The organism is Streptomyces sp. Y309 (genome assembly GCF_056712025.1).
In genome coordinates this window covers 1,271,030-1,294,583 of the sequence record NZ_CM160048.1, presented here as the reverse complement: position 1 = coordinate 1,294,583, position 23,554 = coordinate 1,271,030, and the positions used below count along the sequence as shown (strand labels likewise).

At 70.3% G+C, this 23,554-nt stretch carries 20 protein-coding genes and 1 pseudogene; 15 read left to right on the top strand and 6 right to left on the bottom strand.

The features are described 5' to 3' along the window. The first annotated feature begins 69 nt into the window (after nt 1-69). From AC0KTA_RS04435 to AC0KTA_RS04425, 3 genes are all read left to right on the top strand, one after another. Nucleotides 70-1,089 carry a Leu/Phe/Val dehydrogenase gene (locus tag AC0KTA_RS04435; protein ID WP_481053766.1) on the top strand — a complete coding sequence of 340 codons (1,020 nt, stop codon included), beginning with the start codon at nt 70-72 and terminating at the stop codon, nt 1,087-1,089. Nucleotides 1,090-1,129: 40 nt separating this feature from the next. Then, complete coding sequence (locus AC0KTA_RS04430) at nt 1,130-1,900, top strand: MBL fold metallo-hydrolase (protein WP_481053765.1); 771 nt, start codon at nt 1,130-1,132, stop codon at nt 1,898-1,900. A 133-nt stretch (nt 1,901-2,033) separates the two neighbouring features. After that, nucleotides 2,034-3,104 (top strand): helix-turn-helix transcriptional regulator, encoded by a 1,071-nt coding sequence (locus AC0KTA_RS04425; RefSeq protein ID WP_481053764.1) that lies wholly within the window; start codon nt 2,034-2,036, stop codon nt 3,102-3,104. Nucleotides 3,105-3,187: 83 nt separating this feature from the next. On the opposite strand, the pseudogene AC0KTA_RS04420 reads toward AC0KTA_RS04425, so the two are convergent. After that, nucleotides 3,188-4,207, bottom strand: a pseudogene (locus AC0KTA_RS04420) (MFS transporter); the annotation flags it as partial. Nucleotides 4,208-4,416: 209 nt separating this feature from the next. On the opposite strand from AC0KTA_RS04420, the gene AC0KTA_RS04415 reads away from it, so the two are divergent. Further along, nucleotides 4,417-4,749, top strand: coding sequence for a hypothetical protein (locus tag AC0KTA_RS04415; protein ID WP_481053763.1), 333 nt, complete (start codon nt 4,417-4,419; stop codon nt 4,747-4,749). Nucleotides 4,750-4,920: 171 nt separating this feature from the next. Here AC0KTA_RS04415 and AC0KTA_RS04410 read toward each other — a convergent pair whose 3' ends face one another. Further along, the gene (locus AC0KTA_RS04410; RefSeq protein WP_481053762.1) at nt 4,921-5,466 is read right to left on the bottom strand and encodes a transposase; all 546 of its coding nucleotides are present in this window, start codon (nt 5,464-5,466) and stop codon (nt 4,921-4,923) included. Between the two features lie 501 nt (nt 5,467-5,967). Here AC0KTA_RS04410 and AC0KTA_RS04405 point away from each other — a divergent pair. From AC0KTA_RS04405 to AC0KTA_RS04390, 4 genes are all read left to right on the top strand, one after another. Further along, nucleotides 5,968-6,702: a LicD family protein gene (locus AC0KTA_RS04405; protein WP_481053761.1), complete on the top strand. Its 735-nt coding sequence runs from the start codon at nt 5,968-5,970 to the stop codon at nt 6,700-6,702. 198 nt (nt 6,703-6,900) lie between these two features. Beyond that, nucleotides 6,901-8,247, top strand: coding sequence for a glycosyltransferase (locus tag AC0KTA_RS04400; RefSeq protein ID WP_481053760.1), 1,347 nt, complete (start codon nt 6,901-6,903; stop codon nt 8,245-8,247). Nucleotides 8,248-8,543: 296 nt separating this feature from the next. Beyond that, nucleotides 8,544-10,391 (top strand): aminotransferase class I/II-fold pyridoxal phosphate-dependent enzyme, encoded by a 1,848-nt coding sequence (locus AC0KTA_RS04395; RefSeq protein ID WP_481053759.1) that lies wholly within the window; start codon nt 8,544-8,546, stop codon nt 10,389-10,391. Between the two features lie 308 nt (nt 10,392-10,699). After that, on the top strand, nt 10,700-11,932 hold the full coding sequence (locus tag AC0KTA_RS04390) for a glycosyltransferase (RefSeq protein WP_481053758.1): 1,233 nt from the start codon (nt 10,700-10,702) through the stop codon (nt 11,930-11,932). Between the two features lie 134 nt (nt 11,933-12,066). Here AC0KTA_RS04390 and AC0KTA_RS04385 read toward each other — a convergent pair whose 3' ends face one another. Both AC0KTA_RS04385 and AC0KTA_RS04380 read right to left on the bottom strand, forming a co-directional pair. Beyond that, on the bottom strand, nt 12,067-12,795 hold the full coding sequence (locus AC0KTA_RS04385) for a class I SAM-dependent DNA methyltransferase (RefSeq protein ID WP_481053757.1): 729 nt from the start codon (nt 12,793-12,795) through the stop codon (nt 12,067-12,069). A gap of 423 nt (nt 12,796-13,218) precedes the next feature. Further along, nucleotides 13,219-14,466, bottom strand: coding sequence for a glycosyltransferase (locus AC0KTA_RS04380; protein ID WP_481053756.1), 1,248 nt, complete (start codon nt 14,464-14,466; stop codon nt 13,219-13,221). Between the two features lie 330 nt (nt 14,467-14,796). On the opposite strand from AC0KTA_RS04380, the gene AC0KTA_RS04375 reads away from it, so the two are divergent. After that, nucleotides 14,797-16,032, top strand: a complete 1,236-nt coding sequence (locus AC0KTA_RS04375) for a glycosyltransferase (protein ID WP_481053755.1) — start codon at nt 14,797-14,799, stop codon at nt 16,030-16,032. Nucleotides 16,033-16,540: 508 nt separating this feature from the next. Here AC0KTA_RS04375 and AC0KTA_RS04370 read toward each other — a convergent pair. Further along, a complete protein-coding gene (locus tag AC0KTA_RS04370; RefSeq protein WP_481053754.1) occupies nt 16,541-17,149 on the bottom strand; it encodes a CGNR zinc finger domain-containing protein in 609 nt (202 codons plus the stop codon). A 79-nt stretch (nt 17,150-17,228) separates the two neighbouring features. Here AC0KTA_RS04370 and AC0KTA_RS04365 point away from each other — a divergent pair, with 79 nt between their 5' ends. The 5 genes from AC0KTA_RS04365 (at nt 17,229) to AC0KTA_RS04345 (ending at nt 22,174) form a co-directional block, all read left to right on the top strand. Beyond that, nucleotides 17,229-18,020 carry an MBL fold metallo-hydrolase gene (locus tag AC0KTA_RS04365; protein WP_481053753.1) on the top strand — a complete coding sequence of 264 codons (792 nt, stop codon included), beginning with the start codon at nt 17,229-17,231 and terminating at the stop codon, nt 18,018-18,020. Between the two features lie 102 nt (nt 18,021-18,122). Continuing rightward, nucleotides 18,123-20,117, top strand: a complete 1,995-nt coding sequence (locus AC0KTA_RS04360; RefSeq protein ID WP_481053752.1) for an APC family permease — start codon at nt 18,123-18,125, stop codon at nt 20,115-20,117. Nucleotides 20,118-20,229: 112 nt separating this feature from the next. Beyond that, nucleotides 20,230-20,523 (top strand): hypothetical protein, encoded by a 294-nt coding sequence (locus AC0KTA_RS04355; protein ID WP_481053751.1) that lies wholly within the window; start codon nt 20,230-20,232, stop codon nt 20,521-20,523. Between the two features lie 210 nt (nt 20,524-20,733). Then, nucleotides 20,734-21,441 carry a hypothetical protein gene (locus AC0KTA_RS04350; RefSeq protein WP_481053750.1) on the top strand — a complete coding sequence of 236 codons (708 nt, stop codon included), beginning with the start codon at nt 20,734-20,736 and terminating at the stop codon, nt 21,439-21,441. Nucleotides 21,442-21,595: 154 nt separating this feature from the next. Beyond that, nucleotides 21,596-22,174 carry a L,D-transpeptidase family protein gene (locus AC0KTA_RS04345; protein WP_481053749.1) on the top strand — a complete coding sequence of 193 codons (579 nt, stop codon included), beginning with the start codon at nt 21,596-21,598 and terminating at the stop codon, nt 22,172-22,174. Nucleotides 22,175-22,244: 70 nt separating this feature from the next. On the opposite strand, the gene AC0KTA_RS04340 is transcribed toward AC0KTA_RS04345, so the two are convergent. Next, nucleotides 22,245-23,084: an SDR family oxidoreductase gene (locus tag AC0KTA_RS04340; protein WP_481053748.1), complete on the bottom strand. Its 840-nt coding sequence runs from the start codon at nt 23,082-23,084 to the stop codon at nt 22,245-22,247. A gap of 93 nt (nt 23,085-23,177) precedes the next feature. Here AC0KTA_RS04340 and AC0KTA_RS04335 point away from each other — a divergent pair, with 93 nt between their 5' ends. Then, the gene (locus tag AC0KTA_RS04335) at nt 23,178-23,549 is read left to right on the top strand and encodes a winged helix-turn-helix transcriptional regulator (protein WP_481053747.1); all 372 of its coding nucleotides are present in this window, start codon (nt 23,178-23,180) and stop codon (nt 23,547-23,549) included. The last annotated feature ends 5 nt before the right edge of the window (nt 23,550-23,554 follow it).

The following is a 23,554-nucleotide window of genomic DNA, read 5'->3' as shown; positions in this document are numbered from 1 at the left end:
CCTGCCGCGAAGGCGTCTCAGAGCCGTGGCCCGACCGGAGTTGTCAGTGGCCGCTGCGACGATGGATGGATGACCTCCACGATCTTCGACCGGCTCCGGTCCGGCGGCTTCGAGCAGGCTCTGTTCAGTCACGACGCCGAGACCGGGCTGCGTTCCCTCGTCGTCGTCCACGACACCACGCTCGGCCCCGCGCTGGGCGGCGTCCGCATGCACCCGTACGAGGACGAGACCGCCGCCCTCGAAGACGGGCTGCGCCTCGCGCAGGCCATGACCCTCAAGGCCGCGGCGGCGGGCCTCGATCTCGGCGGCGGCTGGAGCGTCATCATGGGTGATCCGGCACGCGACAAGACCGAGGCGTTGCTGCGTGCCCACGGCCGCTTCATCGCCACCCTCGGCGGGCGGTTCATCCCCGTCAACGACGTCGGCACCACGCAGGCCGACCTGAAGGTGATCGGCACCGAAGCCGCACCGGTCTGCGCCGACGGCGACCCTTCTCCCATGACGGCCCTCGGTGTCCTGGAAGGGATACGGGCGTGTCTGCGCGCCACCGGTGGCGACGGGAGTCTGCGGGGCGTGCGGGTGTGCGTGCAAGGCGCGGGCAACGTGGGTGCCGCGCTCGCCCGTCTTCTGGCTGCGGAGTCCGCGGAGTTGCTGGTGTCCGACACCGACGCTCGACGAGCCGACGCCGTCGCCCAAAGCGTTGGAGCGCGCGTCATCGACCCCGTGACCGCGGCGGTCGCCGAGTGCGATGTGCTCGCCCCCTGTGCCCTCGGAGGCGTCGTCGACGACCGCACACTGCCGGACCTGCGCTGCAGGGTCATCGCGGGCGGTGCGAACAATGTGCTCGCCGCCCCCGAGCACGCCGCCGCGCTCGAGGCCCGCGGAATCCTCTACGCGCCCGACTTCTGCGTCAACGCGGGCGGCTTGATCTTCCTCGAGGAGCGGCTCCTCGGCCATGACGACGCTCGGGCGGAGCACCGGGTCCGTCGGGTCGGCGAGCGCGTGGCAACGGTCATCGAGCATGCCCGTCGCTCCGGTGTGCCCACGACGGAGGCCGCGCTCACCCTGGCCAGGACACGGCTCGGCTGACTCTCCATACCTGGGATCATGTGTTCTATAGACTCGCCGGATGACCAGCGATCTCCCCCGCCTCACCGTCCTGGGGTGCGCGACGCCCTATGCGAGCGTGGACAATCCGTGCTCCGGCTATCTGGTGTCCAGCGGCGGGACTCGCGTCTGGGTGGACGCGGGCAGCGGGACGCTGGCGCAGTTGCAGCGGCATGTGCGGCTCGACGAGGTGGACGCGATCTGGATCTCGCACCTGCACGCTGATCACAGCGCGGACCTCCTCACCGCCTACTACGCGGCGCTCTTCGCGGACATCCAGCTCGCCGCCCCCATCCCTCTGTACGGACCGCCGGGCATCGCCGACCGGCTGGCTCACTTCCTGACCAACAGCTCGACACGCAGCCCGGTCGAGTCCGCCTTCGCCGTCCATGAGCTGCACGACGGGCATCACGCGCGCGTCGGCGCGCTCACTGTGACCAGCCGTGCGGTGGAGCACGGCATCCCGGCCTTCGCCGTACGCATCGAGGCCGAAGGCCGATCGCTGGTCTACTCCGGGGACACCGCGCCGTGCGCGAACCTCACACAACTGGCCGACGGGTGCGATGTGTTGCTGTGCGAGGCCGAGAGCGCACAGGCGCCGGCCGAGGGCGATCAGGTGCACCACACGCCCGAAGACGCCGGCGCCACGGCGACCACGGCCCGGGCGGACCGGTTGATCGTCACCCACGTCGGACGTTTCCTCACTCCGCAGCAGGCGGTGGCCCGCGCCTCGACCCGGTTCAGCGGCCCCGTCGACCATGCCGAGCCCGGTACCACCTTCTCGATCGGCTAGGCGCCGAACCGGCCGCTTGCGCTCGCCTGTCACCTCGTCGACGCGCTGGTCGTTCACGCGAGGCGCCTGCACCGGCCGGGGCGAACTCAGGTGCCCGAACCCGAGCCGGGCCCGGGCCTGGAATGATTGGTTCATGCGCGCGGCCCGGCTTCTCTCCCTCCTGCTCCTGCTGCAGAACCGGGGCAGGCTGACGGCTGGTGAGCTCGCTGAGGAGCTGGGTGTCTCGGTCCGGACCGTCTATCGGGACATCGACTCGCTGAGCGGCGCGGGCATTCCGGTCTACGGAGACGGCGGGCACGGCGGCGGATACCAGCTGCTCGGCGGCTACCGGACCCGGCTCACCGGGCTGCACGCCGACGAGGCCGAGTCCCTGTTTCTGGCCGGGCTGCCGGGCGCCGCGGACGACCTGGGGCTGGGGGAGGTGCTGGCAGCGGCACAGCTGAAACTGACCGCGGCGCTGCCCGCACCGCTGCGGGACCGGGCCGGCCGGGTCCGTGAGCGGTTCCACCTCGACGCTCTCGGCTGGTACCGGGAACAGGACTCCCCACCCACTCTCGCGGCGCTCGCCGACGCGGTGTGGAACCAGCGGCGGATCCAGGTGCGCTACCGCCGCTGGGCCGAGCCGCAGGAGGTCGAGCGCGAGCTCGCTCCCTACGGCCTGGTCCTCAAGGCGGGCGTCTGGTACCTCGTCGCGGCGGTGGACGGCGCGGTGCGGACGTACCGGGTGTCTTCGATCCTCCGTCTGGACGTCGGGGAGGTCGGTTTCGAGCGCCCCGAGGGGTTCGACCTGGCCGCCCACTGGCAGGACTACCTCACCGTCTACGACGCCCGCAGGCTGCGCCTTCAGGCCTCCGTCCGGATTGCTCCGGCGTTGTTGTCCGCGCTGCCGGACCGCCTGGACGCGGCGCTGGTGCGCGCCGTCGAGGCCTCGGCGGGGCCGCCGGAGGAAGACGGCTGGGTGACGGCGACGGTGCCGCTGGAATCAGTCGAGCTGGCGGTGCCCACACTGCTGTCACTGGGGCCGGACATCGAGGTGCTCGCCCCCGAGGAGCTGCGCCGCCAGATCGCGGAGACGGCGGCGGCCGTGCTCGACCGGTACCGGCTGGCGGACGCATCAGGCCGGGCGGGGGCCGGCGACCTCAGCAGCAGTCCCGCGGACAGGGTCGCGAGCAGCGCAAGGGCGGCGAGGACCCCGAAGCCGTAGCGCGTGTCACTGTGGTCGGTGACCGTCGCGACCAGGAACATCACCGCGACGGTGGCCGCAAGACCGCCACCGTTCGCCAGCCCGAAGACCCTGCCCACAGTGGCATCGTCGGCCGAGGCCATCAGCATGGTCCGGGAGGCGATCCGGGCCTGCCCGAAGAAGAACGCGCCCAGCGGCACCCCCACGAGATAGCCGACGATCCCGAACTGGCTCTGCAGCACCAGGCCGACATTGCAGAGCAGAAAGCCCACGACGGCGATGCGAAGGTCTGGACTGCGCCTGCTGACGATCCGGTACGCACCGGTGGCCGCCAGGAAACCGAGGCATCCGAGAGCGTCCACCGCACCGAACGTCGCCGCCCCCAGCTGGAGTTCACCGATGACGGCGGTGGGCAGCAGAGCGTTGAAGACCGTGACGACCACGCTCCCCTGGGCGTAGAGCAGGATGAAGCGGCGCATCCGCAGCGGCTTGCGAGGAGCCGCCGCCGGCGCCGGCTCCCCGACGGCGGTGGCCGTCGGCGCCCGGTCCGGGCGGCGCCCCACCGCGCCGACGCAGAGCGCCGAGACGACGAAGGTCCCGGCGTTGAACACCAGCAGCGGCACGGCACCGAACGCCTGCACGCACAGCCCGCCGACCGTGGCCGACAGCAGCATCCCCGCCTGGGTCCCCATCTCGTAGCGGGCGTTGAACCGTCGCAGCCGGTCGGCCGGGACCCGTTCCTTGATCAGCGCGGAGCTTGCCGGGAAGAACAGGGCCCCCACCACGGCGAGCGCCAGATTGGCGCCGTAGATCCCGGGCCCCGGAGCGCCGCCGCAGGCCAGCCACAGCGGCAGCGCGAGGGCCAGCGCCGCGCTGGTGACATCGCAGCCGATCCACAGGGTCCGCCGGTCGAAGCGGTCGGCCAGCCGCCCGAAGAAGGGCGACAGCAGCGCCTGCGGCCCGGCCACGGCGATGAAGAGCCAGCCGACGGCCATCATGGTCCGCTGCTCTCTGATCATGAGCAGTGCACCGACGATGAGCTGGACATTGTTGCCGAGCGCGGTGGCGAAGGCAGCGGGCACGAGCAGCCGCTCGGCCCGGCGGGAGTGGTGACTGAGGATCATGGCACCACTGTCCGGAGGTTCACTGACATCTTCTGTCAGTGAAGTGTCCGCACACCGTTCCAGGTACAAGCTGCGCCACGTTCTGATTGCCTCGTCGGATTCCGCAGGCCAACTGTGGCCAAACCGTGGGTTGTTCATGGCCAATCGGGAGGTGTGGGCCACGTGGCGAGAGACTGAACGCATCATCCCGGGCCGTACGCCCCTCGCAAGTGCTCACTCCCGACAACGACCTCGCCGACATTGACTCCGGCTCCCTGATCAATCGAAACAACGGACCGGCCGGCGCCAACGCATCCGCGCCTGACCCGGTCGCAGCCGCGCTCGGCCACGCCTACCGTCTGGAAGGGCTCGGCTTCGTCGCGGTGGCGTACTGCTCCACGTTGCTCGTGGCCACCATCGCGGTGGGGCGGGTCATGGCGCTCGGCATGCGGGTCAGCGGTTTCGGCGACGGCTTCCTCTTCGCGGTCGCAGCACTGTCGTCCCACCGCATGTGGGTACTGAGCGATGCCGGCTGGGCGGTCACCTCATGGCTGTTCACTTGACCCGGCCAAGACATGGACAGAACCAGAACCCCGATGTCACCACCGTCGGCAGCGGCACGCCGTCCGAGGACGGCTGTGGCAGCGCCGTGGGGGACCACCGCCACAGCCGCCCCGCCAACGAGCCTGTCCGCCGCCGAACCGATCACTCCCGAAACCACCCCTGCGAGCGGCTCAGGTGAACACCTGCGCGGGATCATGTCTCCATCCAGCGCAGCAGCGGTGATCGTGACAGCAGCCAGCGCGGACATCGCCGCCCGCGTCATCTCCTTGGACTGCTGTGCCTTCCGAGTCGGTACGTCGGACGTCGAGGGCCGTGCTCCGCCCAGAACCGAAGGCTTCCATATGCGGCCAACGAACCCGTCCCGCCCCGGCAACGGTGGCGCCCGGCCAGGCAGCCGCAATGGCACCCGTTCGCCGCGACGTACGCCCACGAAGCCGACCGCCCCGCGCCGGCACGCGCAGCGTGCCTTCGCAGGCGCCGTCACGGAAGGTTCCGGCGCGGTCGCGGCAGATCATCTGGACTTCCGGGTGCTGGCGCAGCCAGGCCACGAACGTCTCGGCGGTCCGGCCGACAAGAACGTCGACGGGCTGGTGGGTGGACATGCCGATCAAGATCGTCGCGTACTTCCACCCGCGGCGCAGCGTGAACTCGTCGACGCCGAGGACTTGGACGGGGCCGATACCCGGCTCGGGCAGCGCCCTGATCAGCCGCAGCATCGTGTCCTTGCACGTGGTTGCGGACATCCGGCGTGCGAGCCGGGCGCGTCCGAGCGGGTATCTGCTCGGCGAACGTCCGATGCGAGGGAGCGGTGTTCCCGCAGGTGAACCGCCGTGCCTCCAACTCAGGGCGCCCGAGCCAGCCACGATCAGGATGCCGCTGAGCTTGCTGAATCCGTCGTCGATGGGTTGGCGACCCCGTTCAATGGGTCCGTGCCCCCCTTCGGATAGGTCTGGCCTCGATGGGGAACCGTGCGAAGGCCGTCGACCGCGGTAAGCCATGTGCCGGGTGGCGACACAGCCTTGGCGTGGCCGAGCGGGCCGCTGGGCTATCCGCCGGATTGATGATCTCTTCCGCCCGTTGGGGGCTAACCGACAAGTCCGGGCCGGGAGGCACACGGCGGCGGTAGCGCCTGGAGGGTAGGGTCGCCGCGATTGCGGGTGGACCGTCTTGCGGCGGCGTAAATTCCCAGGTCGCACAGTGCTGAAACGGAGTACCGGATGGTCCGCGTGATGTGGAGCAAATCCGACGGGTACCCGTGCCTGCGGCAGCAGTTGATCGATGGGATGTATACCGTGCTGCACACCGTCGACAGGGCTCTTGCCGACCTCGACGTTCCGTACTTCGTGTCCGGCGGCACGCTGCTCGGGGCGGTCCGCCACGGTGGCCTGATTCCGTGGGACCAGGACGTCGACGTCAGCGTGAGTGCCGAGCACTTTCCGCGCCTGCTGCACGAACTGCACCGATCAGTCCGCCCCCACGGCTTCGTGGCGAGGCGCCACCGCGAGGGCTTGTTCAAGGTCTATGCCGAGCAAGGGCCTAAGACGCGCTTCTTTGACTGCCCCCGCTATCGACTGCCTTGGGTCGACATCTTCACCATGGCCGAAACGCGTCCTGGCCAATGGGAGCTCGCGTCCGCCTCATTCCGTCGGGTCTGGCCCCAGGAACGCTTCGACGTCTCGAGCTTTGACGACGCCACCATGTACGGGTTCGGGCCGCTGACCGTACCCGGTCCGCCTCCCGACGTCGCCCACCGCTACCTCGCCGCCACCTACGGGCCGAACTGGCGAACGCACGCGACGTTTGAGAAGTGGGTCAGGTTCTGGTGGCGGCGGCCGTACAGCTCTGACACGTTTCCTCCGGCACTGCCGTCGCCGACAACCGTGGCCTCGTGGGTGGACGATCCGTCACCTCCTCCAGCCGAGAACGCGGCAACTCCTCCTGGTTCCCCTTAGCGCCCTGTCGGTTTGCCTGAGCGGAGCGAAGCGCTGAGTGGCTCGACTCGCGGGTCCCGGGTGTCTTCCGGCGTGCGCGAGACGCCAGCAGGGCGGCGACAATCCGAGCCCGCCAACCCTGGAACGGTGGCGAATCATGCGGACGTCCGCCGAACACCACTAGTCCTTCGACTTCGACAACCGACGAGAGAGAAGCAGATGCACATCGTCGCCTTCACCGATTTCTACCATCCGGTGGTAGGAGGGATTCCAGTGACGATCGCCAATCAGCAGCGGGTGATGGCCGAACTGGGTCACACCATGACCGTCGTATGCCCAAGGTATGGGCGGCGCGACATCCCAGATCCCGACGTGATCCGTCTGCCGGGCCCCGGCGCACGGATCACCCGGCTCGATGGCGTGTATGTCAAGGGGCCGGGGGCGGCTGCACGTCTGCGCCGCCGGGTGGAAGCCCGTGGGCCGGTCGATGTCGTGCACTGTCACAGCGAAGGGAGTGTGAGCGTGCTTGGCCGGCAGGTCGCCCGGCTGCTCCGCGTCCCGTTGGTGGCCACGGTGCACGGCAACGTCGCCGACATCGCGGCATCCCAGGGCCCGATCATCCGGGCGGGCATTCCGGCGCTCGTTGCCGTCGCCAACGTGTGGAACCGCTTGCGGGAACCGCCGACGCGTCCAGTGGGTGCCGTTGCAGACGGTCTCACCCGTCTTGAGCGCTCGGTCTGGCGGGCTCTCGTCCAGCGCGCGAACCTGGCCGATGTCGTGGTCACCCCGTCCGAGTACTTCCGCCGCGACCTGGTCGCGCACGGCCTCACCGCCTGCAGTGTCGCCGTCCCCAACGGCCACGGCGGGGACCTCCTCGACGACAGCCCCGCGAGCTCCGATGCGCTGCCCGGCTGCTCGCAGACGAGTCCGACCCTGTTGTGGGTCGGGAGACTGGACCGGGAGAAACGCCCGCTGGTGTTCATCGATGCCCTCGCGCGCCTCGCAGCGGACTCCGGCTCCGGTCCGTGGACAGCGGGCCTGTGCGGCGCCGGCCGACTCGAAACGGCATGCCGTCGCCGGATTCGAGAGCACAAGCTCGATACGCGGGTGACGCTGATGTCACCGCAACCCCATAGCGAAGTCCAGGCGCTGATGCGGCGTTCAGCGGTGTTTGTCCTCACTTCCCTGGCCGACACCCAGGCCATGGTCCTGGTGGAGGCCGCGGCGGCGGGTCTGCCCATCGTCTACTGCGACCCCCGCCTGACCGACGGCGTCACCCCCGACAACTCCCTGCTCACCGCTGCGGACCCCGCCTCGCTCGCCGAGGGCATTGCAGCCCTTCTCGACGACCCCTCCCGGCGCCGCGTGATGGGAGATGCCTCCCGAGCCCTTGCCCCCCGGTACACCAGCCGACGCCAAACCGAGCATCTCCTGGACGTCTACCGACACGCCCTCGCCCGCAGCGACCGCGGCGAATCTGACACGCCATCACTGCGCGTCGCAGCCGGCAAGCCGGACGCCGAGCCGCCGCATGACGGCACCAGGACGGCGGCCCGGCCGGGCTAGCCCGGCCGAAAGTCACGTCGGTGGCCGGGGAAGCATGACCGCGGACCTGTTCGGTGAGTGGCTGCGGTTGATGTCCCGCCGCCAGCCGCGTGACGCGCCCACCGAAGACGTCGTCCACGGGAAGTTCAGGGTTGGGGCAGTAGTTTCGTGCACGACGAACGCCAGTGCCCGCGAAAGCCGGCCCACGCTCGTCGAGGCTGCGGTTGCGCTGACGTCGTTCTGCGGCGTCGCTGCCGCGGCCGGGCGCAGGGGGGCGCTGTCGCGGCGTGGAAGAGCACGGATCTGCGGGAGACCCTATGCGTGAGCAGCCGTTGACCCCGTGTGCGGAGGTGAAGCTGGCGGTCATCCTGGCAGCGGGGACAGGTAGTCGGCTGGGGAGCACTGTCGGGCCGTCCAAGCCGCTACGCCAGATCGGGGGCGTGCCGGTGTTGCACCGTGCGCTGCGGGAGCTGGCCGCGTACGGGGTGCGGCAGGCGGTGGTCGTCGTGGGACACCGGGCGGACGAACTCATCGCGGCCACCGGCCCGCGGTTCGCGGGACTGCGCGTGCGGTACGTGCATGCGGACCGGTACGCCGAGACCAACAATGCCTACTCGTTGTGGCTCGCCCGCGAGCACATGAACCAGGACGTGTTCGTGCTGGACGGGGATGTGGCCTTCGACGCCACGATGTTGAAGCGGTTGGCCGCCAGCGGGGGCGCGGCAGCCGCTGCGGTCACCCCGTGGCAAGCGGGCATGGACGGTACCGTCACATTGCTGAACGGCGACGGCATCATCGGCGAGTTCGTACTCAAAGACCGCCAGGAACAGCACGGATCACTGGCGGGCACCTACAAGACCGTGAACGCGTACCTACTACGCGAAGCGTATGCGCGCGACGAGTTCCTGCCACTTCTGGACGACCTGATCGCGTCCGGAGGGCACCACGCTTTCTACGAGGCGGTGTTGGCCGCCAGCGTCGCCCGGGGGCACACTGCGATCCACGGCGTGGACTGCCGGGACCTGCGCTGGGCTGAGATCGACACGCCCGCCGACGAAGCCGACGCCCAATATGTCTTCGCCACTGACGAGCAGCGGTACGACCTGCTCGAGCACATGCACGGTGGCTACTGGCGCCACGACGTCACCGACCACCGGCTCTTGCACAACCCGTACTTCCCCCCACCGGCGATGATGGACGCGCTCGCTGCCGAACTGGGGCACGCCCTGGCCCACTACCCGCCCGGCCAGCGCCATCTCGCCGCGCTGCTGGCCGGGGCGATCGACCAGCCGCCTGGGCATGTTGTCGTGGCGAACGGAGCGTGCGAACTGATCACGGCGCTGGGCACGGTCCTCGGGGACGTCGTGCTGACCGTCCCCAACTTCAACGAGTACGAACACGCGCTCGCCGACCGGCCGGCCGCCACCGTGCACCGCATGGTGCTGATGCCACCGGACTTCGCCTGTGACGTCGACGCGCTCGCCCAGGCCGCAGCGGCGGGCGCCGATGCGGTTCTGATCACCTCGCCGAACAACCCGACATCGACCCTGGTACCCCGCACCGATTTGCTGCGTCTGGCCGGCGCGCTCGCCCCGCACGACGTGCGGCTCATCGTCGACGAGTCGTTCGTCGACTTCACCGAGCCCGGTGCCAGCCTCGAACCGGACCTGGCCGAACACCGCAACATCGCTGTGGTCAAGAGCATGAGTAAGGCCTACGGCATCGGCGGCCTGCGCCTGGGCTACCTGGCCACCGCGGACCCCGACTTCGCGGCGGCCGTACGCGGCGCCCTGCCGATCTGGAACATCAACGGGGTGGCCGAGTCCTTCCTGCGGCTGCTCCCGCGCTACCGCGCCGAGTACGCCGCAAGTATCGCCAGGGTCCGCGCCGAGACGAGCAGTCTCTTCCACGCCGCCAGGGCGATCCCCGGCGTGACTGCCCGCCTCCCTCACGCCAACTTCGTCCTGGTCGAACTGCCGGAGCCGTGGACCGGGCCCGCCATGGCCCGCGCACTGTTCCACCGGTACCGCATCCTTGCCAAGGGCTGCGCAGGCAAGAGCATGCCCCACGGCGAACGGTATCTGCGGCTGGCGAGCCGCACCGCACCGGACAACCGGCGTCTGACCGTGGCGTTGGCAGACATCCTCGTTTCACCGCCGCACTGACACGACCGGCGCGGAGACACCATCGGCCGCCGCCTCTTCGGGTGAACGTTTCCCGGCACACTCGGTTGCCCGTTGCTGATGATCTCTGCATGGTGTCGCCTTGTGGTCGCCCATGGCCCCAGCTCAGAGGGCCTGCCGCCATGCGACGTCACGCGCGGAATCTCAGTAGTGGACGAACCCCGTTCGCCGCACGGGAACATGCGGGGACGACCCGGCGGCCACCCGTACTGCACAGAGGCCGGTGAACAACGACCGATGCGCTACAACGGGACCCCCGACACATCTGCGGACGGCCGGAGGGACAAGGCATGCGGGTGCTACTTGCCACGATCGGCAGCATGGGAGACGTGGCACCGCTGACCGGACTCGCCAAGCGCCTGACCGACGCGGGGCACCAGGTCACCTTCATGACCCACGCCGCCTTCGAGCCGGTGGTCCAGGACTGCTGCACGGAGTTCCTCCCGCTGCCTCCGCTGATGCCGTGGCGCCCACCGGCCCGCGCGGACGGCATCCGCGGACTGCTCGCCGCCTGCCGGCAGGTCTCCCCGTTGGTGGTCCACACCACCGATGCGATCTTGGGTGCGGCCTTGCGCGGCGTGGATGCCGTGCTCGCCAACGGGCACGCCGCGGTACCGGGCAAGGCCGTGGCCGACGCACTGGGCGTTCCGTGCGCGGCGCTGCTCCTGCACCCGCACAGCCCTACTGGGCAGTGGCCGCCCATCTTGCTCGGCCGTCACTCCCTGGGCCGCCGCGGCGACCTGATCGCCGCACAGGGCGAAATCGGTATGCAAACGGCGCTGTCCGCGGTTCTGGCCCGGCGCGTGCGCCGACGGCTGGGCCTGCCCTGGGCCGACGGCCTGCGCCGTCACGCGAGCCTTCGGCGGCTGCCGGTCTGGTACGGCTTCAGCCCCGCCGTCGTGCCGCGGCCCGAAGCGTGGCCGCCCTGGCATCGCGTCACCGGCTTCTGGTGGCCGCACAGTCCGCAGCACTGGCAGCCCGACTCCGCCCTCGTGGACTTCCTCGACGCCGGACCACCGCCGGTCTACATCGGATTCGGCAGCATGCAGCCCGCCCGCGCCGGGCAACTCGGCGACCTCGCCGTCGCCGCACTGCGCCGCGCCCGCGTCCGCGGCATCGTACAAAGCGGCTGGGCGAACGTTCAGGTGGACGGGGACGACGTGCTGACCGTGGGAGACGTCGATCACCAGTGGCTGTTCCCGCGCACTGCCGCCGTCGTCCACCACGCCGGTCCCGGCACCGCTGCGGTCGGCCTGCGCGCCGCGGTCCCCACGGTGCCTGTTCCCACCGCGTTCGACCAGACCTTCTGGTCACGCCGTCTCCACGCCCTGGACGTGGCACCCGAGATCGTGCCGATGGCCGAACTGTCTGCCGAACGCCTCGCCGCTGCGATCACCCGCGCCGTCCACGACCCCGTCCACCGCAAGAGTGCTCAGCGCATCGCTGCGGACCTCGCCTTCGAGGACGGCACCGACAACGCCCTCCACGCACTCGAACACCTCACCACTTCCACAGCCACGTGACGTGAGCCTGCCTTCGGCCCAGCCGCAGGGTGCCTCGATCGTCACCGACCGGGCTCAAGCCATGTCGGCATTGCCAGCCAGGACCCCATTGCGGGGCCGCGGCCAAGATCCCCGATGCGTCGCCCGCCACGGCATCAGCGCGGGACCGTGCCGATGTACAGGGGGCGGGCGGGCCAGCCCGGGTCGGTCCTGACGGTCATCCCGGCGGCGGTGAAGGCCGCGCGGTACTCGTCGTCGGTGAACAACGTCAGCTCATGGTCCTCGGTGTGGTGCCGGATGCCCTCAGGGCCGCCGACGATCATCTGCATCGACCACAAGGACCGGCGGCCGTCGACGCTGCGGTGGACCATGCGGGCGAGGTCGTAGCTGCCCACGGCGCCGGCGGTGAAGTCGATCGGATCCGACGGGAAGGTGTCGGGAGTGAACCACGGTTCCACGGCCACCACGCCGCCGGGATTGAGGTGCGCCGCGAACGCCTTGATGGCGCCGTTGAGTTCCGCGGGCGTGCGCAGGTAGGCGATGCTCGCGAACAGGCAGGTCACCGCATCGAAGGTGCGGCTGAGACGGAGGGTCCGCATGTCGCCGCGGTGCAGCGGGACCTCGGGCAGCCGCTGTTGCGCGTGCGCGAGCATCTCGACGCTTGCGTCGACGCCTTCGACGTCCTGGAACCACACACGCAGATGGTCCAGGTGGCGCCCCGTGCCGCAGGCGACGTCCAGCAGGGAGCGGGCGTCGGGGTTGTGGGCCAGGACATGGTCGCGCACTGTCGCCGCTTCGCCCGGGTAGTCCTTGCCGCGCAGGTCGTACACCAAGTCGTAGGCACCGGAGTAGTCAGCGCCGTAGGCCAAGGTCTCTGTGGTCATCTCGGTTCCGATCTCGATGGGGGACAGCGGTCCGCTGCCGTGGCGCCGCGGTCTGCCGCGGTGGTGCAACTCAGCCGGAGTCGGGCGCGGAGCTCATGCCGACCGCACCCCGAGTACGGGATCCATCGATCCGACGGGCGGTTGAACAGACCTGGTCCACCGGCATCTCGACCTGAAGGGATTCTCAGCGTCCTGGCGGCCGTACCAGTGGGTCCTCCTGCGCGGATTCGGCTCCGACACTTGCCATCTAAACGGCTGTCGACGGGAGCACCGCGCAGGCGTCGGCAACTCAACTCGTTTGGGCGAGCCGGGCGGCCACGTGACGCAATCGGTGCGCAGCTCTGAGGCGTAGTGCGCGGCCCCGGCGCGGCGGCGGGTCGCGTCGTCTCCCCGGGGGCCGTGCGTCGTTGCCTGTCGTGTGGTTCAGAAGGTGCGGGTCAGGTCTTCGAGTGCGACGAGCGAGTTCTTGGCGCTGTCTTCCTCGGCGAGGTGGGCGGCGATCCGGCCGGCACGGTGACGGTAGGCGGGATGGTGGACGACGCGCGTGATCGCGTCGCTGAGGCGGGTGGTGGTCAGGTCGGTCAAGGGCAGGACGCCGGGGCTGACGCCGAGCCGGTGGAGCCGTCTGGCCCAGAACGTCTGGTCGTGGAAGACCGGGACGGGCACCGTTGGCACGCCCGCTCGCAGTCCCGCCGCGGCGGTGCCGGCGCCGGCGTGGTGGACGACGGCGGCGGTGCGCGGGAACAGCCATTGATGGCAGGTGTTGTCGATGGTGAGCACGTCGTCGCCGGTGGCGTGCAGGCCCGCCCACCCGCTGTGGATGATGCCGCGAACCCGGGCACGGCGCAGCGCGGCCAGGGCGGTGGCGGTGAGCCGATCGGCGTGCGCCGGGGCCATGCTGCCGAAGCCGATGTAGACCGGTGGCGATCCGGCGGCGAGGAAGTCCTGCAGGGCGGGGGCGGGTTGCCAGTCGGGGTGGGAGTGCGGCCACCAGTAGCCGGTGACGCGGGTGGTCGCGGGCCACCCGGCGGGACGGGGCACGACGGCGGGGCTGAAGCCGTACCACAGGGGCCAGCGCTGAAGGTCGGCGTACTGCCGCCGCAGCGGCTGGGCGGGCAGCCCGAGCTCGCCTCGTAGCCGGGCAGTCAGCGGCGCCGCCACCGCCAGGGCCGCTGTGAGCAGGGCCTGTCCGGCGGCGAAGTCGCCGCGACGGCCCAGCGTGTGCCGCCCCAGGAATATCGGCGGCCAGTCCCGGGTCGGGGTATGCGGCTGGAGCAGCACGCCGGCGCTGGGGACGCCGAGTGCGTCGGCGATGGCCTTGCCCGCCAGCACGCTCGTGCCGCCCAGCAGCATCGCGTCGGCGCCGTGCCGCGCTGCGTCGAGGAGCCCCTCGGCGACGGCGGGGAGGGTGGGGAGGAAAGAGCGCAGCGCGGCGAGTTGGCCTCGCACGCCGTCCGTCCGCGTCGGGCGCCACTGACCGGGCGAGGGAACATGGTCGCGGGGATCCCCGGCCAGGGGCCGGAACTCCAGGCCACTTTGGCGGATCATCGACGCGAAGGGCACCTGTGCGGCGACGGCGACGTCGTGGCCTGCGTCCCGCAGGGCACGCCCCAGGCCCGTGTAAGGCGCGACGTCGCCGGTGGATCCGACACTGGCGATGAGCACCCGCACAGCGGCAACCTCCTTGTCTTCGACGGAAAGCCGACGAGCCGCAGCTGTGTGAGGGGCTGCCGGAGCGCTGACCAGCACATCACCGCCAAACAGATAACCTACAGTATTGTATCGACTACTTTAAGTCACGTTACAGTGATGTGGTGACCCGTGTCCCACCCCGCCGGTCGACCGTCCGCGTGCCACCAGCCGCTCGTCCACACACGTCGGGGCGAACGCGCGTCCAAGGCGCCGAGCGTCTCGAGCGCGGCACGCGGTCGTCCGGAGGCTCGCGATGCCCCTCGATGCCACGGAACGCCGACATAGCGGGACAAGGGAAAGGACACACCCATGCGGGTGCTGCTGGCCACGATCGGCACCACCGGAGACGTGGCACCGCTGACCGGACTCGCCAAACGCATACTCGAAGCAGGGCACCAGGTCACCTTCATGACCCACGCCGCCTTCGAGCCGGTGGTCCAGGACTGCTGCACGGAGTTCCTCCCGCTTCCCCCCATGCCTCCATGGCGCGCCTCGGCACGCGCAGACGGAATTCGCGGAACCCTGGCCGGAGTCCAGCAGATCTCCCCCTTGATCCTGCACACCACCGACGCGATCCTGGGAGCCGCCTCCCGCGGCGTGGACGCCGTGCTGGCCGGCCAACACGCCGCAGTACCCGGCAAAGCCGTAGCCGACGCACTGGGAATTCCACGCGCCGGGCTGCTCCTGCAACCGCACACGCCCACCGCCGACTGGCCACCCATCCTGCTCGGCCGTCACTCCCTGGGCCGACGCGGCAACCTGACGGCCTCCCATGCCTACATGAAGATGAGCACCGTCGAATGCGCCGTCCTGGCCCGGCGCGTGCGCCGACGGCTGGGCCTGCCCTGGGCTCGCCGGCTGCACCGTAACGCGAGCCTGCAGCAGGTTCCGGTCTGGTACGGCTTCAGCCCCCACGTCGCCCCCCGGCCCGCCGAATGGCCGTCCTGGCATCGCGTCACCGGCTTCTGGTGGCCGCACAGTCCGCAGCACTGGCAGCCCGACTCCGCCCTCGTGGACTTCCTCGACGCCGGACCACCGCCGGTCTACATCGGATTCGGCAGCATGCAGCCCGCCCGCGCCGGGCAACTCGGCGACCTCGCCGTCGCCGCACTGCGCCGCGCCCGCGTCCGCGGCATCGTACAAAGCGGCTGGGCAGGCATTCAGGCGCACGGCGACGACGTGCTGGCCATCGGAGAGGCCGACCACCAGTGGCTGTTCCCCCGCACCAGCGCCGTCGTCCACCACGCCGGGGCCGGCACCGCCGCGGCCGGCCTGCGGGCGGGCGTACCCGCGGTGCCGGTGCCCATCGCCAACGATCAGCCGTTCTGGGCCCGCCGTCTCCACGCCCTCGGCGTGGCACCGCAGATCGTGCCCATGTCCGAACTCACCGTCGAACGCCTCGCCGCGGCGATCAGCCGCGCCGTCCACGACCCCGCCCACCGGCGCAACGCCCAACAGATCGCCAAGGAACTCGCCGACGAGGACGGCACCGAGAACGCCCTCCACGCACTCGAACAACTCACCCGCCACACGACGCCCGGCTGACTGGTCGCGTGGACGCGACGAAGCCTCAGATCCTGCCGACGCGACCGCGCCAAAGCTGCGCGGTGGCGGACCCGGACAGCCGTTTCCGCCGCGAACGGCTCACGGCGCATCGTTCGTACGGTCGGCCTCACCCCCGAAACACAGGCACCGCGACTCGGTGACCGGCACGCTGCTCAGGCGTACTTGGGGCCATCGTCCCGCCGCGAAGGGCGTACGCCTCCCGTATGGAGGAAGGACGGAAAGCCTGTGCCTCTAGATGTCTCCCGCGTCTCGGACGAGGAGCGCCTCAGCAGCTCGGCTACCGGCAGACGCTGTCGCGCTCGATGTCCGGCCGCGCCAACTTCGGCGACACGGTGGGCATGCCGGTGTCGTTTACCGGAGGTGGTGCACGCCTCCGACGTATGAGCGCGGCCCGGGCCGGACCTGAACCCGGCGCGTCCGTACGTGTCGGATACGGCGGAGTGGAGGAGGGGCCCCGGGGCGAGCCGGAGGTGAAGTCGCCTGTCGTTCAGTCGTCCTGGGCGCTGGTGCGGCGGGCGTACGCGCGGGCCGCGCGGGCGCGGTCGCCGCAGCGGGTGGAGCACCAGTGGCGGCGGCCGTGGCGGAGGAGGTATCGGTTGCAGGGGCTGGAGCCGCAGGCGGTGAGGCGTTCGGCGTCGGGGCCGGTGAGCAGGTCGGCGGTGTTGTCGGCGAGGGCCGCCAGGGCGTGGTCGAGGATTTGGGTGGTGGGGTGCGGGGCCGCCCGGTAGGGGCCGTCCTTCTGGTCCCAGTGCAGGAGCGCGACCGCCGGGGCCTTGATCAACGCGTCGTTGACGGCGGACAGGGCGGCGGGCAGCGCGGGCAGTGCGGCGACACGGCTGGCCAGGAGGGACCTGATCTGTTCGCGCAGGGAGCGCAGTTGTGCCGTGCACATCTCCTGCAGCCCGGCGTCGGCGGGCGCGAGATCGTGCTCGGCGAGCCACTGATCGGCCGCCGCCGGGGTGCCGAGGTAGTCGACGTACCGCCCGCCGGGCAGGGTGATGGCGCTGTTGGCGAAGTCCAGCGCGGGGTACGTCCCGGCGCCCGGAGCGGGCAGGGGAAGGGGCTCGGCGGCCGTGGCCTCATTCATGATTCTCATGGTACAGCTCGCGCTATTCGTGAGAACTGCTACGGTGTACTCACGGATATCAGCCCGCCATCCATGAGATTGGTGCTTCATGACTTCCTCCGGCACAACGACCGGTGAGCAGTTCCCCGTGCGCGTACTCGGCGGCCCGACCGCCTTCTTCGAGTACGGCGGCCTGCGGTTCCTGACCGACCCGACCTTCGACGCCCCCGGCGACTACCCGGCGCAAGGAGGGTCGCTGACCAAGACGGCACCCCCTGCGGGCAGCCCCGCCGACCTCGGCCGCATCGACGTGGTCCTGCTCTCCCACGACGAGCACCCCGACAACCTCGACACCTCCGGCCGGGCCCTGCTGGCCGACGTCCCGCTCACGCTCACGACCCCCGGCGGCGGGCAGCGCCTCGGGGAGCGGGCCAAGGGGCTGGCCGACTGGGAGTCGGTCGAGCTGGAGCGTCCCGGCGGCGGCACGATCACGGTGACCGGTGTTCCCGCCCTGCACGGTCCCGGATCCCGCGAGGAGGTCGAGCCGGTTCTCGGCGAGGTCGTCGGCTTCGTCCTGACCGGAGACGGCCTGCCCACGGTCTACGTCAGCGGCGACAACGCCTCGCTCGACCTCGTCAAGGAGACAGCCGCACACTTCGCCCCCGTGGACACCGCCCTCCTCTTCGCCGGCGCTCCCCGCTTCGCCGTCCTCTTCGATGGCGCGTGCATCGTCCTCGACAGCGCCCAGGCCGCCGAGGCCGCCCAACTCCTCGACGCCCGCCGGGTCGTACCCGTCCACTACGACAGCTGGGCCCACTTCACCGAGGGCCGCGACGAACTGGTCGCCGCCTTCACCGCCGCGGGCCTGGCCGACCGCCTGGACCTGGGCCACCGCGGCTGACCGAGGCCGCTCCGCTGACACCGCGGGGCAACGGGTCCCTCGGTCGGCCGCCGACCGGAGTGGCCGCTCGGCCCGGGACGTGAACACGGCTGTGATGAGCCCATGCTCACCACCGATCGTGACCCCGACCTGCCCGAGCCGCTCGCTTATCGCCTCAAGCGGCGGCTGCTGGGGCCACCGTTGGTGACCGCGAAAAGCAGGCAGGAGAAGCTGGGCAACCGCACGGCGCTGGGCGTGCTGGCGTCGGACTGCGTCAGTTCGTCGGCCTACGGCAGCGAGGAGATGCTGCGGGTCCTGGTGCCCGTCGTCGGGGTCGCCGCGTTCACGCTGCTCATGCCGGTGACCGGGGCGATCCTGTTCGTCCTCGTGCTGTTGACGCTCTGCTACAGCGATGTCGTCATGATCTACACGCGGGCCGGCGGCAGTTACGTCGTGGCCCGGGAGAACTTCGGGCCCGGCGTGGCGCAGATCGCCGCGGTGGCGCTGCTGGTCGACTACGTCGTCACGGTCGCCGTGCAGGTCTCGGCGGGCACAAACGCGCTCATCTCGCTCGCGCACCTGGTCGGTGGCGGCTGGACGGGCCTGGACCATCTCCAGGTGCCGGTCAGCATCGGGGTGGTGGTGCTCCTGGCGTACGGCAACCTGCGGGGGCTTCGGGAGGCGGGCCGGGTATTCGCGGTGCCCGCGTTCCTGTTCATGGGTGCGGTCGGGCTGATGCTCGCCGTCGGGCTGGCACGGTGGGCGCTCGGGGACCTGCCGCACGCGGACGTGCGCGCCGCCGGCGCGGTGCCGCTGGGGGAGGCGGGGAGCGGCTGGCTGTACGGGGCGACGCTGTTCATGGTGCTGCGCGCGTTCGCCAACGGCGGCTCCTCCCTCACCGGCCTGGAGGCGATCTCCAACGGCATCTCCGTGTTCCGCGAGCCGCAGGGCCGCAATGCCCGCCGCACCCTGATCGCCATGAGCTGCGTGCTGGGTACGTTGGTGCTCGGCGTCTCCGGACTGGCGCACGTCACGCACGCCATCCCGTACACCGACGGCACCCCGACCGTCATCGCGCAGGAGGCCCACCTCGTCTTCGGTGACTCCTGGGCGGGAACAGCCGGCCTGGTCTTCGTGCAGATCGCGACCGCGTTGATTCTGTACACGGGTGCCAACACGCCTTTCGTCGGCTTCCCCTACCTGGCCGACTTCGTCGCCGAAGACCGCTTCCTGCCCCGGCAGCTGACCCGGCGCGGGCACCGGCTGGCGTTCTCCAACGGAATCATCACGCTGACTGTGGTCGCCCTGGCGCTGCTGCTGGTGACCGACGCGAACGTGGACAAGCTGGTGGCGCTGTACGCGATCGGGGTGTTCACCGCGTTCACCATGGCCGGGGCGGGCCTGACCGCATACCATCTGCGCCGCCGGGAGGCGGGCCGCGCCTGGAAGCTCGCCGTCAACGGAGCGGCCGCGGTGGTCTCGGCGGCTGTGGTGCTGATCTTCGCGGTCACCAAGTTCACCGAGGGCGCCTGGCTGGTCGTGGTGGTCTTCCCGATCGGCGTGTGGGCGCTGATCCGCATCAACCGTGAATACCGCGCCGAGGCCGCCGCGCTGGAGATGCTGCCACCCGCGCACGAGAGCGACCGGCCACGCTGGCAGCGGCACGTGGTGTACGTCCTCATCGACGCCGTTGATCCAGCGGTCTTCCAGGCTCTGCGGTACGCGCACGAGCTGCGGCCCGACGAGGTACGGGCCGTGCACGCCGCGGTCGAGACGGTCCGCGCCCACCGGCTGGCCGAGCGGTGGCAGGCGTCCCGGGCCACCGAGGTGCCTCTGGAGGTCGTCGACTGCCCCGACCGCAGGCTCGAGCGGGCGCTCACCGAACTCGCCACCGGCACCGTCGCCGATGGGCAGACCGCACTGACTCTGCTGATCCCGCGCCGCACTTACTCCACGGTGCTCGGGCACCTCCTGCACCGCGGCACCGCCGAGCGCGTCGCCCGTGCGCTGGACCGGCTGCCGTCCGTGGCGGTGACGATCCTCCCCTACACCGTCGTCACCGCCCCAGAGCCGAGGCCGCACGGGGCGTCGCGGTCGTCGAAGGGCCCTGTGGACTGAGTGCACCCTCACCGCGGCCGTGAGCTTTCGCCCTCGACGCCGCGCCGTACGCGAGTGGCCGGTGCCGGCGAATTGCCGTGGGCCCTCGGGCGTTGTGCCCTGGGAGCCGGGGGTGACACCGCTGGCCGACGCCGTGTGCCCGCAGTGCGGCAGCCGCAAGGTGGACGTCATGGTGCCCGTCCGCGCCGCCCATGTCTGCGCCTTGGCTCTGGCAGCGGGCACCCTGCTGACCACGGCGGCCTGCTCGGACAGCCACGAGGACGGCTCCCGCGGCACCAAGGCCGGGAAGGCGAGCGCCTCACCCGTCGCCGAAGGCGACTCCACCCAACAAGCCGTACGGCTCGGCACTCAGCGACTCGAGGACGTCCTCGCCGGCCGGACACCTGCCGAGCAGCCCGCCGATTAATTCTCATCGAGAGCGATCCCACCAAACCGACCGGCCAATACACAGGGTGAAAGGCAATTGTCAAGCGGGTTCGGGGAAATTCTTCCAGCCACTTTTCCGCTGCTACATTGTCATCGCTGACGGCGGCGAGTCGGAAATCTACGATGTCTGCCGCCATTCTGCTGGGCAGGGTTCTTGCGTGGCCGCGCGGCTCCGTGAAAGGCAACAGTCATGGCGAAACGGCTGATTCGCATGGTCGAACGCACCGCCGGTGGGGTTCGGCTGCGCGGCAGCATTCCGCTGTCGTACAGGGAGTCGCTGACGGTGGGGCGAACCGGTGACCTCGCGGCGGGTGTGGATCCGGTCGACGCGAAAGTGTCACGACGTGCGTTGGTCGTCACGGCCGCGCATGGTGGGTGGCGTATCCTGCCGGAGAATCGTAACGGTGTTGACCTGCACTTATGGGGTTTGCCGCCGCGGCGCATCCGCTGTCTCGAAAGGGTGCTCTTCGAGCCGCACGTGGCTGTGCGAATAATTGGTGGCGAGGGCCGAGAATATTGGGCCCTCATGGAGAGTTCCGGCAATCGTGCTCTTGATGCTGAGCGGGATGTGGCCTCGTATACGGAAATCAGTGAGCCACCGCCACCGCTGACCCGTTGCGAGGAAGTGGCGCTGCGTGAAGTCTTTCGGGACTACCTGGCCTGGCCGCCGAAGCTCCGCCCCGTGGCTGCGCCTCTCAAGCAAGTCGCGCGCAAATTCGACATTTCGACGAGCGCTATCCGCGTGCGTCTGAGTGGGGCTCGCGACAAGGCCGAGGCTCTCGGGTTCCCGCAGCCGCCTTCTGTGACCCGCCCCGACTTTCTGTACGGGTTGATCCAAGCTCGCTACCTCGAATTCTCCGAAGAGCACCTTGACCTGTCGCTGCGCCGGAGCGGCTGAGGACCGGCAGATCGATACCACCGCCGAGGTGTCCCGGCCAGCCCTGTGCCGGAGCAGGCTACCGGTGATCGGCCATGGCTGGACTACTGGTGCCCGGCACGGCGCCGCAGCAGGCGTCGCCGGCTCACACAGGAGGAGCAGCACATTGCCCACCATGGCCATCGTCAGACGATCCACCGCCACAGCCGTGGCCATCACCACGGTCGCGAGCGGGCTGATGCTCGGTGCGACCACGCCCGCCGCGAGCGCGTCGGGCGCGTCCGCAGCGGCCCGCAGCCACTACCTGAAGTTCGACAAGAACCAGCGCAATCAGACCAATTCGACGCTGTACCTGATGAAGCGCGCCTCCGGCCCGGACAAGGTGATCAAGAAGTACCGGGCCGGCTCCGGTGTCACCAAGTCCGCGTGCACCCGCTTCAGGGGCTGGCTGCCCAACGGCACCTACGACATCCAGTTCCACACGCGGCGTTACAACGGCAGCCTCATCAAGGGCTACGTCATCAAGATCTCGGACAAGCGGTGCCGCCCCGGCGGCACTCTGCGCAACGACCTGTTCATCCACAGCGAGATGACCCGTAACGGCGGGCAGGGCGGCACCGAGCGCTTCCGCTGGGACGGCCCCTCGGACTACAAGTCCAACGGCTGCATCAAACTCCATCCCTCCCACATCAAGAACCTCTTCGCCGCCGCCGACAGCAGGGGCTGGCCGACGAAGCTGAAGGTCGTCAACTAGTCCAGGACGTGGGCGCCTCGTGCGGTCGCAGCCGCACGAGGCTGCCCGGGTGCTTCAGTTGAGTGGTGCCTCAGCGGAACGCGGCGATGTTGCGGGCGACCCAGTCGTTGAAGGGGCGCGGGGCGCGGCCGAGGACGCGTTCCACGTCGGGGCTGATCCGCAGTTCGGCCGGGTTCGGGGCGGAGATGATGTCCAGGGTGTCGTCGGCGAGTTCCGCCGGCACGAACCGGGTCATCGTGGCCTTGGCCTCGTCGCGGGTGAGTTCGTGGAACCGCACCGGCGAGCCGAGCGCGGCGGCGATGGTCTCCGTCTGCTGACGCGGCGTGATCACCTCGGGCCCGGTCAGCTCGTACACCCCGCCGGTGTGCCGGTCGTCCAGCAGGCAGGCCGCCGCGACCTCGGCGATGTCCGCCGGGTCGACGACCGGCACCCCGACATCGCCGAAGGGTGCGGCGACCGTCCCTTGCGTGCGGACGGACTCCGCCCAGGCCAGGGCGTTGGAGGCGAAGCCGCCCGGCCGCAGGACGGCCCAGTCGAGGCCGGACTCCCGCAACGCGTCCTCCAAGGCGCGCATCGCGACCCGCGTCGGGCCGAGCGGCCTGGTCGCCACGCCCTGCGAAGACAGCAGGACGACCCGACGGACCCCGCTGGCCGCGGCGAGGCCGATGATGTCGGCCGGCCTGGCTTCGGGGGCGTGCAGGTCGCCGGACAGCAGGAGGAACAGCGCCTTCGCCCCGTCCAACGCGGGCGTGAGGCTTGCCGGTTGGGTCAGGTCGGCCGCCACGTGCCGGACCCCGTCCGGCATTGCCGCCGCGTGTCGCGACACCGCCGTCACCTGCTCGCCCGCCTCGGCCAGGGCCTGCGTCAGAGGCCGGCCCACATTCCCGGTAGCCCCGGTCACCACGATCATGTTCAGCTCCTAGTCCGTTGTGTACTACGGCAATTGACGCTAGGAGGGTGGGCTTACTCTTCGTAAGGACGTACCCAGAGGTAAGCTCCGGACATGAACGAAGGCGCGCAGCTGACGCAGGCCGAGGCGGGCCGTCGGTATGAGGTGTTTCACACCGACTGCCCCGCGCGTGACGTGGTCGACCACGTGACCAGCAGGTGGGGCATCTGGGTGCTGATCTCCTTGCGGAGCAACGACCTTCGGTTCTACGAGCTGCGCGACAGCATCCAGGGCATCAGCGAGAAGATGCTCGCGTCGACCCTGCGCGTGCTGGTCCAGGACGGCCTGGTCTGGCGGGAGGTCGAGCCGACGACGCCACCCCAGGTCACCTACGGGCTGACCGAGTTCGGCCAGGACCTCGGTGAGCCGCTGACGGACTTGTTCGACCGGATCACACAGCGGCTGCCGCCGCGCACCACGGCGTAGTGCGC

What these genes read in the sequence shown, in the direction of transcription:
- AC0KTA_RS04435 (WP_481053766.1), top strand. Translation starts at nt 70, where the DNA reads ATGACCTCCACGATCTTCGACCGGCTCCGGTCCGGCGGCTTCGAGCAG.
- AC0KTA_RS04430 (WP_481053765.1), top strand. Translation starts at nt 1,130, where the DNA reads ATGACCAGCGATCTCCCCCGCCTCACCGTCCTGGGGTGCGCGACGCCC.
- AC0KTA_RS04425 (WP_481053764.1), top strand. Translation starts at nt 2,034, where the DNA reads ATGCGCGCGGCCCGGCTTCTCTCCCTCCTGCTCCTGCTGCAGAACCGG.
- AC0KTA_RS04410 (WP_481053762.1), bottom strand. Translation starts at nt 5,466, where the DNA reads ATGCTGCGGCTGATCAGGGCGCTGCCCGAGCCGGGTATCGGCCCCGTC.
- AC0KTA_RS04405 (WP_481053761.1), top strand. Translation starts at nt 5,968, where the DNA reads ATGGTCCGCGTGATGTGGAGCAAATCCGACGGGTACCCGTGCCTGCGG.
- AC0KTA_RS04400 (WP_481053760.1), top strand. Translation starts at nt 6,901, where the DNA reads ATGCACATCGTCGCCTTCACCGATTTCTACCATCCGGTGGTAGGAGGG.
- AC0KTA_RS04395 (WP_481053759.1), top strand. Translation starts at nt 8,544, where the DNA reads ATGCGTGAGCAGCCGTTGACCCCGTGTGCGGAGGTGAAGCTGGCGGTC.
- AC0KTA_RS04390 (WP_481053758.1), top strand. Translation starts at nt 10,700, where the DNA reads ATGCGGGTGCTACTTGCCACGATCGGCAGCATGGGAGACGTGGCACCG.
- AC0KTA_RS04385 (WP_481053757.1), bottom strand. Translation starts at nt 12,795, where the DNA reads ATGACCACAGAGACCTTGGCCTACGGCGCTGACTACTCCGGTGCCTAC.
- AC0KTA_RS04375 (WP_481053755.1), top strand. Translation starts at nt 14,797, where the DNA reads ATGCGGGTGCTGCTGGCCACGATCGGCACCACCGGAGACGTGGCACCG.
- AC0KTA_RS04370 (WP_481053754.1), bottom strand. Translation starts at nt 17,149, where the DNA reads ATGAGAATCATGAATGAGGCCACGGCCGCCGAGCCCCTTCCCCTGCCC.
- AC0KTA_RS04365 (WP_481053753.1), top strand. Translation starts at nt 17,229, where the DNA reads ATGACTTCCTCCGGCACAACGACCGGTGAGCAGTTCCCCGTGCGCGTA.
- AC0KTA_RS04360 (WP_481053752.1), top strand. Translation starts at nt 18,123, where the DNA reads ATGCTCACCACCGATCGTGACCCCGACCTGCCCGAGCCGCTCGCTTAT.
- AC0KTA_RS04350 (WP_481053750.1), top strand. Translation starts at nt 20,734, where the DNA reads ATGGCGAAACGGCTGATTCGCATGGTCGAACGCACCGCCGGTGGGGTT.
- AC0KTA_RS04345 (WP_481053749.1), top strand. Translation starts at nt 21,596, where the DNA reads ATGGCCATCGTCAGACGATCCACCGCCACAGCCGTGGCCATCACCACG.
- AC0KTA_RS04340 (WP_481053748.1), bottom strand. Translation starts at nt 23,084, where the DNA reads ATGATCGTGGTGACCGGGGCTACCGGGAATGTGGGCCGGCCTCTGACG.
- AC0KTA_RS04335 (WP_481053747.1), top strand. Translation starts at nt 23,178, where the DNA reads ATGAACGAAGGCGCGCAGCTGACGCAGGCCGAGGCGGGCCGTCGGTAT.